The sequence below is a fragment of the Ditibartonella apihabitans genome (assembly GCF_002007485.1).
Lineage (GTDB): Bacteria > Pseudomonadota > Alphaproteobacteria > Rhizobiales > Rhizobiaceae > Bartonella > Bartonella apihabitans.
The window spans coordinates 1615944-1634784 of sequence record NZ_CP015820.1 but is presented as its reverse complement, the minus strand read 5'-3'; the positions used below and the strand labels follow the sequence as shown (position 1 = coordinate 1634784).

17 protein-coding genes, 1 tRNA gene and 1 pseudogene are annotated in these 18841 nt (G+C 44.3%); 13 read left to right on the top strand and 6 right to left on the bottom strand.

Features of this window, described 5'->3' with window-relative positions; all coding sequences use genetic code 11:
- Positions 1-79: 79 nt before the first annotated feature.
- The 4 genes from BBC0178_RS07405 to ilvC all read left to right on the top strand — a co-directional run bounded on the left by BBC0178_RS07405 (position 80) and on the right by ilvC (position 4745).
- On the top strand, positions 80-832 hold the full coding sequence (locus tag BBC0178_RS07405) for a pyridoxine 5'-phosphate synthase (protein WP_225868296.1): 753 nt from the start codon (positions 80-82) through the stop codon (positions 830-832).
- 101 nt (positions 833-933) lie between these two features.
- Positions 934-2859: a potassium transporter Kup gene (locus BBC0178_RS07400; protein ID WP_078039691.1), complete on the top strand. Its 1926-nt coding sequence runs from the start codon at positions 934-936 to the stop codon at positions 2857-2859.
- Positions 2860-3054: 195 nt separating this feature from the next.
- Positions 3055-3714, top strand: coding sequence for a TetR/AcrR family transcriptional regulator (locus BBC0178_RS07395; RefSeq protein WP_077971923.1), 660 nt, complete (start codon positions 3055-3057; stop codon positions 3712-3714).
- Positions 3715-3725: 11 nt separating this feature from the next.
- Positions 3726-4745: a ketol-acid reductoisomerase gene (ilvC, locus tag BBC0178_RS07390; RefSeq protein ID WP_078039690.1), complete on the top strand. Its 1020-nt coding sequence runs from the start codon at positions 3726-3728 to the stop codon at positions 4743-4745.
- Between the two features lie 541 nt (positions 4746-5286).
- On the opposite strand, the gene BBC0178_RS12275 is transcribed toward ilvC, so the two are convergent.
- The gene (locus BBC0178_RS12275; protein ID WP_078039689.1) at positions 5287-5628 is read right to left on the bottom strand and encodes a BA14K family protein; all 342 of its coding nucleotides are present in this window, start codon (positions 5626-5628) and stop codon (positions 5287-5289) included.
- Positions 5629-5803: 175 nt separating this feature from the next.
- Here BBC0178_RS12275 and BBC0178_RS07380 point away from each other — a divergent pair, with 175 nt between their 5' ends.
- Positions 5804-6298: a DUF992 domain-containing protein gene (locus tag BBC0178_RS07380; protein WP_078039688.1), complete on the top strand. Its 495-nt coding sequence runs from the start codon at positions 5804-5806 to the stop codon at positions 6296-6298.
- A gap of 209 nt (positions 6299-6507) precedes the next feature.
- Positions 6508-7431 (top strand): PhzF family phenazine biosynthesis protein, encoded by a 924-nt coding sequence (locus BBC0178_RS07375; protein WP_078040405.1) that lies wholly within the window; start codon positions 6508-6510, stop codon positions 7429-7431.
- Positions 7432-8181: 750 nt separating this feature from the next.
- On the opposite strand, the gene BBC0178_RS07370 is transcribed toward BBC0178_RS07375, so the two are convergent.
- Positions 8182-8826, bottom strand: coding sequence for a hypothetical protein (locus BBC0178_RS07370; protein ID WP_078039687.1), 645 nt, complete (start codon positions 8824-8826; stop codon positions 8182-8184).
- A gap of 149 nt (positions 8827-8975) precedes the next feature.
- Positions 8976-9319 (bottom strand): annotated as a pseudogene (locus tag BBC0178_RS07365) (integrase core domain-containing protein); the annotation flags it as partial.
- A 171-nt stretch (positions 9320-9490) separates the two neighbouring features.
- On the opposite strand from BBC0178_RS07365, the gene BBC0178_RS12165 reads away from it, so the two are divergent.
- The 4 genes from BBC0178_RS12165 to BBC0178_RS07350 all read left to right on the top strand — a co-directional run bounded on the left by BBC0178_RS12165 (position 9491) and on the right by BBC0178_RS07350 (position 11820).
- Positions 9491-9880, top strand: coding sequence for a transporter substrate-binding domain-containing protein (locus BBC0178_RS12165; protein ID WP_250638105.1), 390 nt, complete (start codon positions 9491-9493; stop codon positions 9878-9880).
- 23 nt (positions 9881-9903) lie between these two features.
- Complete coding sequence (locus BBC0178_RS12160) at positions 9904-10299, top strand: transporter substrate-binding domain-containing protein (protein ID WP_250638104.1); 396 nt, start codon at positions 9904-9906, stop codon at positions 10297-10299.
- 103 nt (positions 10300-10402) lie between these two features.
- Complete coding sequence (locus BBC0178_RS07355; RefSeq protein WP_078039686.1) at positions 10403-11128, top strand: amino acid ABC transporter permease; 726 nt, start codon at positions 10403-10405, stop codon at positions 11126-11128.
- The gene (locus BBC0178_RS07350) at positions 11125-11820 is read left to right on the top strand and encodes an amino acid ABC transporter permease (RefSeq protein ID WP_078039685.1); all 696 of its coding nucleotides are present in this window, start codon (positions 11125-11127) and stop codon (positions 11818-11820) included. The genes BBC0178_RS07355 and BBC0178_RS07350 overlap by 4 nt, the downstream gene beginning before the upstream one ends.
- A 317-nt stretch (positions 11821-12137) precedes the next feature.
- Here the strand turns inward: BBC0178_RS07350 and BBC0178_RS07345 are convergent.
- Positions 12138-12213, bottom strand: a tRNA-Lys gene (locus BBC0178_RS07345).
- 459 nt (positions 12214-12672) lie between these two features.
- Between BBC0178_RS07345 and BBC0178_RS07340 the strand changes: the two genes are divergently transcribed.
- The 3 genes from BBC0178_RS07340 (at position 12673) to BBC0178_RS07330 (ending at position 15952) form a co-directional block, all read left to right on the top strand.
- A complete protein-coding gene (locus BBC0178_RS07340; RefSeq protein WP_078039684.1) occupies positions 12673-14235 on the top strand; it encodes a TerC family protein in 1563 nt (520 codons plus the stop codon).
- A 99-nt stretch (positions 14236-14334) separates the two neighbouring features.
- A complete protein-coding gene (locus tag BBC0178_RS07335; protein WP_077971906.1) occupies positions 14335-14907 on the top strand; it encodes an NADPH-dependent FMN reductase in 573 nt (190 codons plus the stop codon).
- Between the two features lie 25 nt (positions 14908-14932).
- A complete protein-coding gene (locus tag BBC0178_RS07330) occupies positions 14933-15952 on the top strand; it encodes a dihydroneopterin aldolase (RefSeq protein ID WP_078039683.1) in 1020 nt (339 codons plus the stop codon).
- A gap of 31 nt (positions 15953-15983) precedes the next feature.
- On the opposite strand, the gene BBC0178_RS07325 is transcribed toward BBC0178_RS07330, so the two are convergent.
- On the bottom strand, positions 15984-16961 hold the full coding sequence (locus BBC0178_RS07325) for a lysylphosphatidylglycerol synthase transmembrane domain-containing protein (RefSeq protein WP_077971902.1): 978 nt from the start codon (positions 16959-16961) through the stop codon (positions 15984-15986).
- A gap of 10 nt (positions 16962-16971) precedes the next feature.
- The gene (locus BBC0178_RS07320) at positions 16972-18729 is read right to left on the bottom strand and encodes a cation:proton antiporter domain-containing protein (RefSeq protein ID WP_078039682.1); all 1758 of its coding nucleotides are present in this window, start codon (positions 18727-18729) and stop codon (positions 16972-16974) included.
- Between the last annotated feature and the right edge of the window lie 112 nt (positions 18730-18841).

Sequence of the window (18841 nt, the reverse complement as noted above, 5' to 3'; positions counted from 1 at the left end):
TTTCTTGTGGCTGAATTAAGTTATATGTAGAACTTTGTATAACGTTTGGAGTTTTCAATACTACAGATTTTAAGCGGACTTGATAGGTGCTGTCGATGACAATAAACTTTCGGTTAATCTTAACGCCATCGCGGTGTTGCGCAACCGCCGGAATTTGCCTTGGCCAAATGTTGTCGGGATGGGACGCATAGCGCTTGATGCCGGTGCTGACGGCATTACTGTCCATCCCCGTCCTGACCAGCGCCATATCAGATTCACAGATCTTCCCGATATACGTCGTTTGATTGACGATGAATTTCCAAATCAGGAATTCAATATTGAAGGATATCCTGACGACGCCTTTCTCGATTTGGCTGAAACTTATGCCAACCAGATAACATTGGTGCCCGACTCTCCCGACCAGTCGACTTCCGATCACGGCTGGAATTTTGTAAAGGATAGTGCGTTTTTGAAACCGGTTATCAAACGGCTGAAAGACCGCTCGATCCGCGTCATTTTATTTGTAAATCCGGTGGTCGACGGCCTTGATCAAGCAAAAGCGCTGGGCGCCGACGGTATCGAGATTTATACCGGTCCTTATGGTGATGCCTATGACAGTGATAAAAAACAGTTGCTCGCACTCGAAGCGGTGACACTTGTTGCTGAAAAGGCAAAACAATTGGGGCTTCTTGTCAATGCGGGGCATGATTTGACGGTGCCCAACCTCGCCCCCCTTGTCAAAAACGTGCCATGGCTTTATGAAGTTTCGATCGGCCATGGACTTATTGCAGATGCTTTGGAACATGGAATGAGGGAAACCGTTCTAAGGTTCAAAAGGGCGTTGGCCATTTAACTGCCCGATCGGGTGTCAACTGAATTAAATAGTTCGGGTAATCTTTTGCCCGTTTTTGATCTCTTTAACACAATTAAAATTTCGGCTGAAAGGATTGCGCTATGGCGGAGCCTCAAGATATTGACGCTGTGAGCGACGATCTCACGACAGCTGATGAAAATAATGACCATTCGAAAGAGAGTTTTTTACTCCTTTTGATTGGCGCTATCGGTGTTGTCTATGGCGATATCGGTACCAGTCCGATTTATGCTTTCCGCGAAGCCTTACGCGCCGGTGCAGGAAACCATGACATTTTGAAATATGACGTTTATGGCGTAATTTCCCTGATATTCTGGGCTTTATTGCTTATTGTTACAATCAAATATGTTGTGTTTGTTTTGCGCGCCGACAATAACGGGGAAGGCGGCATTCTCTCCCTTATGGCGCTCGCGCGCTCGACCTTTCGTAGAAAAGGTGGTTGGGCATTGGGAATCGGGATTCTCGGCGCATCTCTGTTTTTCGGTGATGCCGTTATTACACCCGCTGTCTCAGTGTTGTCTGCAGTTGAAGGTATGGAGGTTGTCGCTCCCGATCTTGAGCCTTTTATTGTGCCGCTCACACTTATTATTCTGGTGGCACTTTTTGCCGTGCAACGATTTGGCACGGGCAAGGTCGCAATTGTTTTCGGGCCGATAACGCTGGTCTGGTTTCTTGCTTTAGGCGGTTTCGGACTTTTCCATATATTTGATGATCTGACGATTCTGAAATCATTATTTCCCTGGTATGCCATCTCCTATATTGTCAGCAATCCGGCGACATCCTTTGCGGCAGTTGGAGCGGTATTTCTGGCGGTGACCGGCGCTGAAGCACTTTATGCCGATCTTGGCCATTTCGGACGCCGGCCAATCGTTGCCGCCTGGCTGTGGATAGTATTTCCATGCCTTGTCCTCAATTATTTGGGGCAGGGGGCCTTTATTCTTTCTCACGGGCGCAACACAATTAATCCGTTTTATCAAATGTTGCCGGAATGGTCGCTCATTCCGATGATTGTGCTCGCCACGATGGCAACCGTGATCGCTTCCCAAGCTGTTATAACAGGTGCTTTTTCCATGGCACGTCAGGCCGTCCAGCTTAACATTTTGCCGCGACTTGAAATTTTGCACACTTCGGAAAAGAATCTCGGACAAATCTATATGCCGCGGGTTAATCTGCTTCTTGCCGTGATTGTTATTTGTCTAGTGATCGGCTTTGAAAAATCGTCCAATCTGGCAGCCGCTTATGGCATTTCGGTTACCGGCAACATGATTGTGACAACATCTTTGCTTTTCATTGTCATGAAACGTATCTGGAAGTGGAGCCTTGCTTTATGTCTTGTGCCGACACTCGCCTTTCTGTGTCTTGATCTTCTGTTCTTCAGCGCCAATCTCGTTAAAATCCATGATGGCGGCTGGGTGTCGGTGGGACTTGCCGCAAGTGTTGTGCTCATCATGTGGACATGGGTTCGGGGCAGCCGGCATTTGTTCAAGAAAACCCGCAAGGCCGAAGTACCGCTTGATCTGATTGTTAATAAAATGGCGGAAAAGCCGCCAATTATTGTACCGGGCACAGCCGTCTTTTTGACAAGCGATCCGAAAAGCGCACCCAGTGCTTTGATGCACAGCCTCAAACATTATAAAGTTTTGCATGAAAACAATGTGATCTTGACGGTGAATACGGCTTCAACACCACGAGTACCTTCGGTGGATCGCGCCCGTGTTTCTCAATTCAATGAACGTTTCATGCAAGTGACTTTGACGTTCGGTTACATGGAACAGCCAAACATTCCGAAGGCTTTGGCAATATGTCGAAAACTCGGCTGGAAATTCGATATCATGACGACATCGTTTTTTGTGTCCCGTCGTTCGATCAAACCTGCGGCCAAATCCGATATGCCGATGTGGCAAGATAAATTCTATATTTTCCTTGCCAGAACCGCCGCCGATGCAACCGAATATTTCCAGATTCCAACCGGTCGGGTTGTAGAAATCGGCACCCAGATTACCGTTTGAAAGACAAAATTTGCTGTTTTCTGCCGGCTTTGTTCACGACCCGAAACGTGACAAAGCCGGTAAAATTATCCTGACAAATCTCATTCAAAACAAAAAAGAAATTTTTACTGAAAATAATACTTGATATTGCCGATTTCTCGTAGCATGGTTACGAACCGTACGGTACGGTACGCAAACGAAATGAAAACAGCGAACATGCAACAGTCGACAAATGCTCTGGTCAATAATTTGACAGATCGTCAGAAAGACGTTCTGGACGCGGCATTACAATTGCTTGTCAAAGACCATCTGGCATTAACAATGTCGAAAGTCGCAAAGGCGGCGAGTTGCTCGAAAGAAACGCTTTACAAGTGGTTCGGCGATCGCAATACATTTCTTGAAGCAATGGTCGAGTGGCAGGCGTCAAGGGTTCGCGCAGTACCGATCAGCCGCGAAGCGGTTGATGAACAAACACTTTTTAACAGTCTTGAACATTTTGCGCGCGATTGGTTGATGGTTTTGACCTCGCCAACTTCGATTGCGCTTAACCGGCTTGCAGTCAGTCAGGCCGGTACGGACAAAAACAATCTCGGTAATATTGTGCTTTATCGTGGGCCTTACGCAATGGCGCGTCGCCTGAAACCGATTTTGGAAATCGGTCGCGATTGCGGGCTTTTGCAAGTGGACAATCTCGATAATGCATTCCGGACCTTTTTCGGACTCGTTGTTCGTGATGTCCAGATACGTAAATTGCTGGGTGACGATTTTCACATGGATGATGAAGAAATCATTCGCGAAGCGCGCACAGCGACAAGGCAATTTTTTGCCCTTTTCGGGCATAAAAATATGAATAAAACAGATGAAACGCAAATTTAAGGGAGTTTTCTATGCGTGTTTATTATGATCGTGATGCAGATGTAAACCTGATAAAATCCAAAAAAGTCGGTGTTATCGGCTATGGCTCGCAAGGCCGCGCCCATGCATTAAACCTGAAAGATTCCGGTGTGAAGGAAATCAAAATTGCTCTTCGTCCGGGCTCTGCAACAGCTAAAAAAGCTCAGGCAGACGGATTCGAAGTTGTGACCGTTGCCGAAGCAGCCAAGTGGGCTGACCTCATTATGATGGTTACCCCCGACGAATTGCAGGCCGACATTTTTAAAGAACAGATTGCCAACAATTTGCGCGACGGCGCAGCAATTGCATTTGCTCATGGTCTGAACATTCACTTCGGTTTGATCGAACCGAAAAAGACAGTGGATGTCATTATGATTGCTCCTAAAGGTCCCGGTCATACAGTGCGCAGCGAATATCAGCGTGGCGGCGGTGTTCCAAGCCTTATTGCTGTTGGTCACGACGCTACAGGCAATGCACATGATCTGGCTCTCTCTTACGCTTGCGGAATTGGTGCAGGTCGCTCCGGTGTTATTGAAACAACATTCAAGGAAGAAACCGAAACCGATCTTTTCGGTGAACAGGTTGTTCTTTGCGGTGGTTTGGTCAACCTTATCCGTTCGGGTTTCGAAACTCTGGTTGAAGCCGGTTATGCTCCGGAAATGGCCTATTTCGAATGCTGCCACGAGATGAAGCTCATTGTTGACCTCATCTATGAAGGTGGCATTGCCAATATGAACTATTCAATTTCCAACACCGCCGAATGGGGTGAATATGTCAGTGGTCCGCGCATCATCAACGATGAAGTCAAGGCTAATATGAAGCGTGTTCTGAAAGACATTCAGGACGGTACATTCTGCTCCAACTGGATGCAGGAATATAAATCCGGTGCTGTTCGCTTCAAAGCTATCCGCCGGATTAATGACGGACATCAGCTTGAACAAATCGGTGGCAAATTGCGCGATATGATGCCGTGGATAAAATCGAACGCATTGGTCGATAAAACACGCAACTAATCACGCGTTTTTGTAGTTCAAATTCTGAAAAAGGGCTGACAATGTCAGCCCTTTTTCTTTTAATATCATATAGAAAATCAACAATTGCGATAACCGGCTTGCAACTTACGATCAACGCGCAGGGCTGAAGCGCTGCAGCGTCATATTTATTTTCGAACCATTCCGTGTTTCATTATCGGCTTCAAGAAATTCCGGTTATAATTTTGTAAGGCCGGAAAAAGATTATCCGGTTTGATCACATAAAAACCTTCAATAATGTTTAACGGCCTTTTTTTACTCGATATAACCGACAAGCCAATGGTTGGAGCAAAGCCCCGAAAAGCGCGGTTGACTGCGACGAAAGATTTTTCCGATTACTATCTAAAAGAGGGGTAAGTGCAGACAACATAGCGCATATCATTTGCAACTGCCGTTTAGTCGAACTGTGCAGACGAAAAAAACATCATTGATTATGATAACCATTATCTTATCCGGTTGGCAGATTAAAGACCGACCGCCGGATAGATTGCACATAAAAGCGCGTCCCGATTATAAAAATGATTTATTTCGGAAAAGGTGACTTGCAAGTCTGGCGAACGCCGCCCCTATCTATATAGGTATCATCCGACGAACGATAGCTTTTATAACGATCGCTGCACCATTGCTGATGATTTATATCAGGGCCGGTATCCAGTTTATATGTGGGGCCGGAAGGATGTGTCAACTCCGGTTTATAATTACGGTTAGGTTTTGGAACTCCATAATTCGAGTGAGGAAGCGGGGCATTTTGCGGGCGGGTTATGGGAGCCAATGGACTGTTTAATTCTACTGCACCGGCGTTTATTGCGAGTGTTGTGGATAAGAACAAAGGTATAACAAATAATTTAGCTAACCGAAAAATCATGGCCTTCCTCGTTAAAACCTTAAAGAATTCTGAATAAATTGAATCATAACGATCACGTTTCGTATCGTAAGTTATAAGAATTCAATGATACTCTTCAAAACTTCTCTTCAGGCAACTTGTAATTTTTTTAATATACGCCAAATTTGGAATGGTTAGTAGAGAAGGATCAAATATAATGTCACATTTTTTGAGAAATATTGTTATTGCCGGGGTCGTGGTCGGGAGCGCTTGTTTGAGCGCCTCCGGAGCATTTGCAGATGACAAAGTCACAATCGGAGTGCTTGTCTGTACTGGGCAGGGCGCCGAGGGACATATATTCAAAGCGACAGAAAAGCTCACCTGTGTTTTCCAGCCGAATGATAAAGGCGCCGATACAGACAAATATGTCGGCAAAATCGAACAGCTCGGCATCGATATTGGTAAAGCAGGTGCCGGACAATTGTCGTGGATGGTCATGGCGGCAAGTAAAGACGCATACAAGTCCGGAATTCTCGTGGGTAAATATGAGGGGGTCAGTGTCGACGCTGCTGCCGGTGTTGGTGGTGGAGCCAACATACTTGTTGGCGATAACAAAGCGTTTTCTTTGCAACCAGTGAGTGTAGAAGCTCATGAGGGAGCCAATATTGCTATTGGCGTTTCGAAATTGACTTTGAGCGCCGATAACAAATAATTTTTGAAAACGTCATATCTGGCGAAAAGAATAAAACTTTTCGACACAATTGTTTGTTGAGAGACGAGACGTTTTAACAGAAAGGATGCAGCCTCAAGGCTGTGTCCTTTTATTTTTAGCATAATGAAACTTTACATATCGGCTTGTTTCATCATAAGCATAGAGAGGAAAAAGTTTATATTATAAATGAGCTTTATTGCAAAAGGGGAATTGCTACCGTGGCGTATCATGGCCGTTTTTTTGAAGTTTACGACGTATTCAGTGACACGGTTCTCTCGGGCAATCCTGTAGCAATTGTGCATGAGTCAGACGGTTTGACCGATCAGCAAATGCAGTCTATCGCGCGTGAATTCAATTTGTCGGAAACTGTTTTCGTCAATCCTCCGAAAGATGAAAAACATGTCGCCAATTTGCGAATTTTCAAACCGGATGGAGAAATGTCATTTGCCGGTCATCCGACTGTCGGCGCCGCCATATCCCTCGCACGGAAAAATATAAAAAACAATTGCCGTAATGATTCACTTATTATTCTTGAGGAGAAAGTCGGAATTATCCGTGCGGTGGTTGATTTGAGTGAAAAAGTCGCTTTTGCCGAATTCGATCTGCCAAAACTCCCCGAACAACTTCCGATGGATACACCGAAAGAAATTTTTGCAGCAGCATTCGGGCTTGAAAGCAAGGAAATAGGCTTTGAAAATCATGTTCCCTCGCTTTGGACAGCGGGTGTTCCATTCTTTTTTGTGCCCTTGCGTAATCTCAAAACTGTTGCCAGTGCATCGCCTGATCCCGTTTATATTATGGAGAACTTCGACAAGCTTAACGTAAAGACACCGTCATTTTACCTCTATAGCAGGGAAACGCAGTTGTTCCAGAGTGCTTTTCATGTTCGTATGTTCCGTCCGGATGGTTCGGAAGATGCCGCAACCGGCTCGGCAGCATCTGCATTTTGTGGTGTTGTCCAGCATTTTGATCATCCATTGGATGGCAAGAAAGACATTTGGCTCGAGCAGGGAATGGAGATGAATCGTGTGTCGAAAATCCGTCTCGAATGGTATGTCGAAAACGGAAAATTGATTTCGGCACGCATTGGCGGCAAGGCAGTCAAATATGCCGAAGGCCATATATTCCCTTGAACATTTTCAGGCTTTCCTGCCCTTATAATAGCGAGCGAGGAAACATTCTTTCGCTTGAAGACTGGTTAAAGGTTTTCTGAATTTCGAAAAGCTGTTTTCAAAAGCCGTTATTTTCAGTTAATTAAAATCCTTTGCAATGTATGGTTTTAATATCCCGCTTTGGTTTTCGATGGTAGAATGATCATAAAAAAATATAATATCTCACCACACTGTTGGTGAACTATCTTGTAAATTTATCTCGAAAACCATGAAATGATAAACCAATGTTTTCTGACCTTCGCAAAGTTCGAGAAGTATTCTGCCAACATTTGTAGAAAAGCATGTTTGGCAACTTAATAAGTACCTTGAAAAGCTGATCATGAACAAGTGATGAAAAAGCCACTCATTCCAACTCGAGCTTGAAGGGAAGGTAAAAAACACAAGTTGGTTTCAGCCAGCATTGGTGGCAATGCCGTCAACCAAGCCGCGCGGCGTATTTTTCTCTAAAAGTAAACCGCGTTGAATCTCAGATGATCAGCGGTATATGAAGTTTAACACCCCGCGGCGCAAAGACTTAATTCAAGCAATTTAATCCAGAAGGTCGCTCCTCCCGGCGGGCAATCACTATGGAAGTCGCCTTTCACAGTGAAACCGCAGAGGACCAATCGCCCGATATAACGCATCTGAAAAAGCACAAACAGCAGTTAATGCACGAAAAGCGATAAGTAGTTTTTCATATTTCCCTCCGATAATATGTTAGGTCAGAATAGATTATTTAAAAATAATCCCGAAGCGCATTGGTCCGATTCCAGATTCAATGACGCGTTTACCAGAAGCATGAAAAGCATTGATTGCCTCATTATCAGCCTCTGATCTCCAAGCTTTATCACTGATAAAGCCATATCCATCCCCGACAACTTTAAAACTACCTTGTTTAAATATCGGGTTACCAGTCATATCGCCTTCAAGGACAATTTCAAATTTACCGGATTGGATAGCTTCGACTAACCCGGACTCAGTAATTTTACCTTGAGCAATATGGCTTTTCATAACTTGAGTGAATAATTCCTTCAATTCATCATCGCTCATGTTGGGATTTGCTGTAATTGTTCCATCCGCAGAGACAGACGATCCATTCCTTAAAGATTCAGCAATGCTTGCCATGGTATCATGATAAACAGAACCAGTCTGAACAGCATTAACATCGATTTTGCCTGCGATAAGTTCTTGAATTCTGGATATTGCATCAGATGAAGACGCAGAAAGAGGAGTGTTGCCAGAAGCGGCAACGGTCGGTGATATACCTCTTGAACCTTTAGTGTCGCTATTGAATTGATTGGTCTCATTGGACTTCAGCAAATGTAGAGCCGTTTCTGCACCTGACATACGGCCATTATTAAATACAGAATTAATCATAGCTGTACTCCATAAATTGAAGGCAACTTAAGCCGTCATGTCTTAATACACCTAAAATACAGTATTCCTCATGAATACAAGATAATTATATAATATAATTGGTTATAGGACAACTGATGTACTGTCCCCCGTTTGAGCGGACACATGATCTATTGATTTAGTGCCCTTCTGAACATCCTTGGAGAGTTCATATCGAGCGCGGAATGCGGATGGATTTCATATAATCCTTGATCCATCCATTGATCTGCCGAAGAGCTGATTTGGAATCCGGAAAATTGGCTATTTTGATATAATCACGTTTAAGCGTTTTGACAAAAGCTTCCGAAATACCGTTTGATTGCGGGCTTTTGACCGGCGTAAAGGAGGGCTTGAGATTAAGCGCTACTGCAAACTGCCTCGTTTCCAATGCAGTGTAGCATGAGCCATTGTCTGGTAAATGCTCAATGAGGTGTGGCGCCCTTGCGGTTGCAAAATGCTTTTCAATCGCTTCCAGATTTTGCAAAAATAACAGTCGTAATCCGGTCAGGTTTGCATAACCTAAAAACATTCATTTTCTAAAATCTTTTTCTAATTGTAATAAAGATTTTAGCAATATATTTCTTATCTTACCGCTAAAAATGGAGAAAATGAAAACCTCATTCCAACTATCATGAAGAGGATCATCATGAAGCGTTATTTTTCCACATTATTGGCTGCAGTTCTTGTGCTTTTTGCCAGCGCCGCATATGCTGATCGTCTTGACGACATAAAAAAAGCTGGCGTTCTAAAAGTTGCATCTTTTGATAGCAATCCGCCATTTGGTTTTGTTGATGAAAAAACAAAACAGATCACCGGGCTTGATGTTGATTTTGCTCAAGCTGTTGCTGACAAAATTGGCGTTAAATTGGAAGTTCATCCAACCAATCCGGCAAACCGCATACCTCTTTTGACTTCAGGTCAGGTGGATTTGGTTGTGGCGAATTTTACGGTCACACCAGAGCGCGCCGAGCAGGTTGATTTTTCCATTCCCTATTTTGCTTCAGGTCAACAATTTATTGCCAAAAAGGGTTTTTAAAATCAGCTGACCAACTGGCAAATTTGCGCATCGGAGCAGATAAAGGCACAACCAATGAAATCAATCTGAAAAATTTGTACCCGACAGCAACAATCATTACTTACGATGACACGCCATTTGCCTTTGCTGCGTTGCGAAACGGCAATGTGCAAGCCATCACACAAGATGGTCCGAAGCTTGTTGGTTTATTGGCAAATGTCCCGGACAAAGATCAATATGAGGTGCCAGCATTCACCATTTCCAATGATTACATGGCAGCAGCCGCACCCAAGGGCGAAACTGCGCTTGTTAATGTTGTCAATGAAACTCTGCTGGATTTGGAAAAGACAGGAAAAGCGGAAAAAATTTACAATAAATGGTTTGGCCCCGATAGCAAAACTCCGCTTCCCAGATTGTTCAAGATTGGCGATAAACAATAATTCGCTTCATCCGACATAAAACTTTTCGAAGGAGCCGGCACAATCGGCTCTTTTGTCTGTTCCAGGAACAAAAATTTATACGCAAGACTTTTGAGTAAAGCACATGCTGTCACACGAGTATTTAGGTTGGATATGGAACGGTTATCAGGTAACCATTGTCCTTACTATTCTTTCATGTATCGCCGCCTCATTACTTGGTGCCGTCTTATGCAGCATGCGCATAAGCCCGTTTTGGCCCCTCAATATTTTTTCCAAAGCTTACATAGCGATTTTCCGAAATACACCATTGTTGGTTCAACTTTTCTTTTGGTACTTCGGGGTCAGCCGTTTTGTACCGGACAACATCAGATTTTGGTTACTGGATGCACATCAATGGGTTTTCGGCCCAGTTACTTTAAATTGGCCGTCATACGAGTTTATATACGGATTTATTGGTTTGGCACTCTATACAGCCGCCTATATCGCAGAAGAATTGCGCGCTGGTATAAAGACTGTACCGATAAATCAGGAATCTGCTGCTTATGCCCTTGGTTTTACGCGAAGCCAGGCATTCCGTTTTATAATTTTACCGCAAGCGGTACGCAACGCGCTTTCACCACTGCTCGGCCAATATATGATGGCTTTAAAAAACTCTTCTCTAACAGCCTCAATAGGCGTTGCCGAACTTTTCTATGTCGCAAGCCAAATTGAAACGCGTTCACTTTTGGCTTTTCCTGTCTATCTTATTTTGACAGTGTTATATTTAATAACAATTGCGCTTATCGAGATAGTCGGGCGCATTATCGAAACACGTCGGCTTAAAAGCACTGGTCGGAGGGTTCAGGCATGAACTTCTCGTTTGTTTTCGATAATTTCGAATATTTGATGATTGGTGCTTGGCCAAACGGGCCGGCAGGCGGCTTGGCTTTAACATTGCTATTGTGTGTTTTTTCAGCTGTCCTATCAGCTTTGTTCGGTCTTTTATCCGGTATCCTGCTTGTGATGTCGGGTCCGAAATGGCAGTTGGTTTTGGTTGCTATTCTTGGATTTTTCCGGGCCATCCCGATTTTGATGTTAATTTTCTGGATCTATTTTTTGCTTCCCATGATGCTTGGCATATCTGCGCCAAAAGTACAGACTATTGTTTTGGCCTTATCCTTGGTTGGCGGGGCTTATCTTGGTCATTCTGTTGCAGCAGGTCTGCGCAGCGTTGGCGACGACCAATGGGCAGCCGGACTAGCACTAGGATTTAATAGGTGGAAAGTTCTATGGTTTTTGATTTTGCCACAAGCACTGCCACGCATGGCACCATCATTTATCAACCAATGTATCTCGCTTACGAAAGATACGTCGTTGGCATATATCATTGGTACACAAGAATTTCTGACCTTGGCGCGGCAAATTGACGGTCGTTTGACAGGCGCTTATTCAACAGAAATCTATCTATTTGTCGGGATTGTTTACTTCGTGCTCTGTATGACATTGAATTTTTTTGCAGAATGCATCAACAAACACTATTCAAAAGAAAGACAGTTTGTCTGAAAGGCATTGCAGATTAAGTTTGTGTTTTGGTTCTGCTGCAATAATTTTAGAAAAACAAGCGAGATCCGTTTAACTATTTTCAAATATTGTCCGAAAATATAGGCATGGCAATGCGTTGGGACAAAAGGCAATCGAAAAAGCGCGGCACTATTCACGGTCTGCTGACAAGAGCAAAAAGGTAGAAGTGGCGGTTGTCAGACTGGGTGCTAGAATGAACAAAAACAGTACATAAATTGTCAAACTTTTCAAAAAAGTGTCAAACTTTGTTATCGCTAAATTTTTTGTCTAAAAAAACACTTATAAATCAGAGACTTAAATGGTGGGTGATACAGGGATCGAACCTGTGACCCGCTGATTAAGAGTCAGCTGCTCTACCAACTGAGCTAATCACCCAACGGCGTTGTTGATCAACGATAGCGGTTCTATAGCGTTCCTAAGGATTGATGTCCATAGAAAATTTTCGTTTTTTTGTCATTTCATTCATTGTTGAAGCGGGAAGTATAAAGATTGCGAAAATATCTTGATCTTCATACGAAATAGCCTCATTATACAACTTTCGTAAGCATGTGTGACTTTGATTGTTACCGGTAAAGAGAGGACGATCGAGCGTAATGCCCGACCAAAATTCATCAGAAGACCCTTCTTGTAGTAGCGAGCGGTATAGGCCGTTTCGGGGATTTTTTCATTACCATTGTGTTGATTTGGCGTTCCGGCGTGCTTTTAGAGCCGGAATAACAGGATCGGTTGTGTTCGCTGTTTTGCAAATGGCGACCTCGAGGATTAAAAATGGTTGACTATATTTTTCCTCGACTATTTTCCTTTGTTTGGCACTTTTTTCGGAATTGATGGATTATGGAATGGATAGCAAATCCCCACGCATGGATGGGGCTTGTAACACTTATATTTCTGGAAATTGTCCTAGGTATTGATAACCTTGTCTTTATCGCAATTTTGGCTACAAAATTGCCTCCTAAAGTAAGGAACCGTGCCCGTTTGACAGGCTTGAGCTGTGCATTGGTCATGCGCTTGATACTGCTGACGGCAATGGGTTGGGTCATGACACTTGACCAACCTCTTTTTTCACTCGGTAATTTCAATTTCAGTTGGCACAGCATCATCCTGATAATAGGCGGAGCTTTTCTCCTTGCAAAAGGGACACTCGAACTCCATGAAAGGTTGGAGGGCGAGGTTCAGGAAAACTCGACTTCGGTTGTCCATGCGGTGTTTTGGCAAGTTATTGTCCAGATTGTTGTGCTCGATGCCGTCTTTTCCTTGGACAGTATTATTACGGCGACAGGTATGATCCCAAAAGATCAGATGATAGTGATGTACCTTGCAGTCATTATCGCTATGGGCGTGATGATGTGGGGCTCTGGCCCCTTGATGGTATTTGTTAACCGCCATCCAACAGTTGTCATCCTGTGTCTCGGATTTTTGATGATGATCGGCTTTAGCCTCATTGTTGAAGGTTTCGGTTTTCATATTCCGAAGGGCTATCTTTACGCGGCTATCGGCTTTTCTGTTCTCATCGAAGCGTTCAATCAGATCGGCCGGCATAACAGAGAGAAACTTATTTCAACCAATGATTTGCGCGAAAGGACAGCCGGTGCAGTGCTGCGTCTTCTGGGCGGCGGTAAAAAAGAGGGGAGTCTCGGTGAAACAGTTGATCTTATTGCTGAACAGGCTGCCGCCTCGGAAATATTCAGGCCGGAAGAAAAGCAGATGATTCGTGGTGTACTTGATCTCGCTGACCGGCCTGTCCGGTCGATCATGTCCCCGCGAAACGAGATAGAATGGCTTGACCTTGATACTAATGAAGAGGAAATGCGCAACGAACTCGAGCAATTCAAACACAGCCGTCTTGTGCTTGCCCGCGAGAAAGTTGACGAATTTGTCGGCGTAGCATTGACGAAAGATTTGCTGCTTGATCTTGCCGAAGGCAAGAATATCGACTGGCAGAAAGCCATGCGTCAGCCCCTCGTCGTTCATGAAAATACCAGTGTTTTGCGACTGATGGAAAAATTGCGTCGTTCAGCAATTCAACTTGCCATAGTGGTCGATGAACATGGTTCGTTTGAAGGCGTCGCAACCCCGACTGATATATTGGAAGCTATTGCCGGCGATTTTCCGGATGAAGATGACGAACCGGTTATTGCCGAACAGTTGAAAGATGGCAGCTTTATGGTTGAAGGCTATGCCGATATTCGTCGATTGAGCGGTTATCTTGATAAAGATTTGGTGGATGAGAATGATCGTTATACCACTCTTGCCGGTTTTATGTTATGGCATTTCGGACATTTGCCGGTGACGGGCGAGAGTTTTGAAGCTGAAGGCTTTAATTTCAAGGTCGTTGAAATGGACCGACGGAATATAGCAAAAGTGTTGATATCGCCGGTAAAAAAGCAAGATCAATAATTTGTCAATAAAAAATAGTCAGTTATTTGTTAAAGACGCTTAACTTATCTACGAGAATTTGTAAGATAAAGAATAGTTCTCATTTGGAGGGAATTGGATATGGAACCACGTTTGCAGATCATCGTTACGCCTACGCGCGCTGGTCGTGTCGGTAAAAAGCTAGGCGATTGGTTGTGTTCATATGCGGACAGTCACTCGAACTTTGATGTTGAATTGATCGATCTGGCAACAATCAATCTGCCATTATTCGATGAGCCGAAGCATCCGCGTCTTCATCAATATGAACATTCCCATACAAAAGAGTGGAGCAAGCTCATCGCCAAGGGAGATTGTTATATTTTCGTCATTCCCGAATATGACCATCTGCCACCCTCATCTTTTGTTAATGCTGTGACTTATCTTGCACATGAATGGAGTTATAAAGCCGTATCATTTTTGAGCTATGGCGGCATTTCCGGAGGCTTGAGAGCTGTAGAAACGGCACGGTTGATGGTTAACGCCGTAAGAATGGTACCGATTCTTGAAACTTTGCCAATTCCCCAATATACCCAGTATATAGACGACAATGGTAATTTCAGACCAAGCGCCGCTATTGAAGGTGGGGCACAGGCAGTTTTTGATGAATTGTTCAAAATGAATAACGGTTTGAAAAATATCCGCCCGAAATTTTGACATGTTTTAGCCTTCGGACAAGGTGATGACTAAATTATTAGTCGTTCTTGAAGATCAGGACGATGCGCGGGTCGCTTATAGCGTCCGCGCTGACATTGTTTTAGTGTCCGGCACATTGCAAAAAATGCAAAAACTATGTTCGGCACTGAAAAATATGGCGGGCTATTCGCCGCAAATATGGTTGCGGACTTCCGATCCCCATTTGTTGACTTCCAGAGTGATGGAGCGGTGCGGCGCGCAAAGGATTGTTGTTTCGGCTTTGCCGGAAGAGCTTCCGGCTTTTGTGAAAACGCTGTTAAATCAATGTAATGATTATCCTCTGGTGGCATTGATAGAAGCGGAAAATTCGCCAGATAATTCTTTGATCACGATTATCGGCGCTTTGGGCTTTAGTGGTATTCTGCTTCAGCCACGTAATCTTGACCAGACAATTTTGAGCCAGATAAAGGTAGGAAATATCGGTCAATTCATGACAAAATCCCGTGCCAATAATTTGGAAGCGGGTGTTATCGGGATGATCGAGGCACCCGACATTCCACGTTTGCTACCTTATTCACCTGATTGGCTGGGATTTATTATTAAACATCCGGTCAAATCGGGCCAGTTTGGCGATAATGCAACCAATTTATTGATGCGTGCTCTTTTACCCGTAGATAGCGGGCAGGAACAACTTCCCGAAGGTTCAGGGCTCGGTACGGATCGTATTATTATTGAAGATTTTATTTTGCCGATGGAAATCGGTGCCTATAAACGTGAATACGGGCATAAACAAAAAGTTCGCTTCAACATCAAGGCCGATGTCGAACGTTTGTCTTCCAATCCGGAAGATATGCGTCATATTTTTTCCTATGATCTTATTCTTGATGGTATCAAAAATCTTGTTTCGCTGGGTCATGTCGAACTTGTTGAAACATTGGCCGAACGGATAGCTGCACTCATCCTTGCTTACCCGAGGGTTCAAAAAGTTATCGTCCGCGTGGATAAGCTCGAGTTGGGGCCTGCTGCAGTTGGTGTGGAAATCGAGCGGCAAAAAAAGAAAGCTTGAAGAACGTCGTCTCTTCAAGCTTCTTTGAATTTTATTTCGTATCCGGTTTTTTCGCTGCGTTATTGGCAATATTTGCATTGCGCTGGCGGTATTGGCTTATTTCAAAAGCGGCAACGAAGAATAGCGAGATAACAAGCGGTATAATGAGATAAAGCAGGCGGAATACAATGAGAGCCGAAATGACATCTGCCGCATTCATATTCGGCATACCGGCCATAAACAGGGCTTCCAACACACCGACACCGCCAGCAGGCGCATTCGATAAAAGTGTTACCGTAAAGGACGCAAGGAATACACCCAAAACCGCAATAAAACCGGGGTTTCCTATATCGGGCAGGGTGGCATAAATAACGCCTGCCGCGCCGATCAATTCCAAAGGTCCAATAATCAATTGTTGAACGACAATACTGAAATGAGGATAGGAAATCTGGAATGACTTGCCGATTTTTAACGGTCGTAATTGCAAAAGGCTGCCCAAAATATAAAGAGCAACAAATGTCAACATTCCTATACCGATGGTAACGGCAAGCCATGTGGGAATACCTTCATGGACAAGCGTAATGAGATCCGGTCGTATCACGAGTACCAGTCCGGAAAGCAGGATTGTACCAAGAGCAAAGGTAAAGGAACAAAAAGCCACGAGAACGGCAATTTCCACACCACTCAAGCCCTTTTTGCTATAGGCACGATAACGCACTACGGCACCTGAAAAAACCGATGCACCGATATTATGGGAAAGCGCATATGTTGTGAAGGAGCAAATGGCAATATAATGAAGCGGTATTTTTTTGCCTAAATGTTGCAAGGCAATACGGTCGTAACCGGCAAGAGCAGCATAAGCAATCAATGCAAAAAAAGCGGCAAGTACCCAGTGATGCGGGCTTAATGCGCCAAGCCTGCCGGTAATGTCACTAAATGAAATCGCCGATAATTTGTGGTAAAGAATATAGATGGACACCACCATTGCGACGATGCCGATAAGCGGCCAAATATATTTCTTCAGTTTCATACGTATCCACTCACATTTTCCGGCGTTCCCCATTATTTAACGGGGAAGTTTTGTCATCCGAACATGCCTGTTCATCCGCTTCGGGATAACTCAAATGTTTTAATATACCTTTAGCGATTTCTTCGTCATCCGTCACTATCGTATTCGCCCCCATATCTTTTAGATAAGAGGTTTCCACACCCGTGACAGCGTGGGCAATGATATTGATCCGGTCATTTGCCTTGCGAGCCTCGGCAACAATTTTAGCCGCATCAATTGCGCTTTTTGTTGATATAACCAATTGACGGGCTTTTTCGATATTGGCTCGCTCAAGTATAGTCACATTGGCCGCATTGCCCAGAATTGCTTCATTTTTTTGCTCCTCGGCGCTTTTGACAGCCTGCCCGTTATGATCAATGACGATGAAATCTGTGTGAGAGCTTTGGAGAGCATTGGCAATTTTTTCGCCGATATCGCCAAAGCCAACCAGAATTGTATGGTTGGTTTTATCGATTTTTCCCAAATCATCATCATCATTCGCACTGACATCTATAACCGTGGTTTCGCCATTTTTCGTCTCAAGACGGGAACGAATTTTTTCGGCGGCAAAACAGACCAGCGGATTTAAAAGAATGGAAAGAATGGCGCCTCCCACAATAAGATCCCGCGCTTCGTCATTGATAATTCCCAACGAAGTTCCAAGCCCTGCAAGAATAAAAGAAAATTCACCTATCTGGGCAAGGCCGGCACCAATTGTGAGCGCAGTTGCATAAGGACGATCAAAGAGCCGGACGATTGCGTAAGCAGCAAGAGATTTGCCGCCAATAATAATGACGAGTGTTACAATCAGAGGCAAAAAAGCTGTCAACAATTTGGATGGGTCAAAAAGCATTCCGACGGAAACGAAAAACAGAACGGCAAAAGCATCACGAAGCGGCAATGTTTCTTCTGTTGCTCTTTGGCTGAGCTCCGAACCACTCATAATCATACCGGCAAAAAAAGCACCCAATGCAATAGAAACGCCAAAAAGATGAGCTGAAAAAAATGCGACACCAAGAGCAATTGCAAGAACACTCAAGCGAAAAAGTTCTCTCGAACCGGATTGGGCAGAAATTTTCAAAAGCCAGGGGATAACACGTTGGCCAACGATCACCATCAAAATGACAAACAGTACAACTTTTGCAATTGTCAGAAGGATTGTCCCGAAGAGTCCCAATTGCATCCATTGGGCAAGAGGATCGGCTTCACCGGTTATTCTTCCTCCCAATGAAGTGGACAGGGCAGGGATGAGCACCAGGGCCAGAACCATTGCCAGATCTTCGACAATAAGCCACCCTACAGCAATGCGTCCACGGTCTGTTTCAATGAGATTGCGTTCCTGCAACGAGCGCAAAAGCACAACGGTACTGGCTGTAGAAAGCGCAAGCCCAAAGACCAAGCCGCCACCCATTCCCCATCCCATGATAAGACCGAAACCTAGCCCCAATGCTGTGGCGACAGTCATTTGGACAATAGCACCGGGGATAGCGATTGCTTTGACCGAAAGAAGATCTTTAAAAGAAAAATGCAGGCCGACACCGAACATCAACAGGATAATACCGATTTCGGCAAGCTGATTGATCAAAACCGAGTCAACACGAAAACCACCGGTATGGGGCCCTACAATGACACCGGCCAGAAGGTAACCGACAAGTGGCGAGATTCGTAAACGATTGGCGAGGACACCGAACAGAAATGCAAGGCACAACCCCACAACAATAGTTGTTACCAATGGTGTATCCTGTATCATCTGCGGCTGGAATTTCCTCCCTGTTTTTAATTAGACCCCGTCAATATGCCACGAACATAAACATCATTTGTGTTAAGCTTATGACAAAATTTTCCGATTTGTTTTGTTAAAA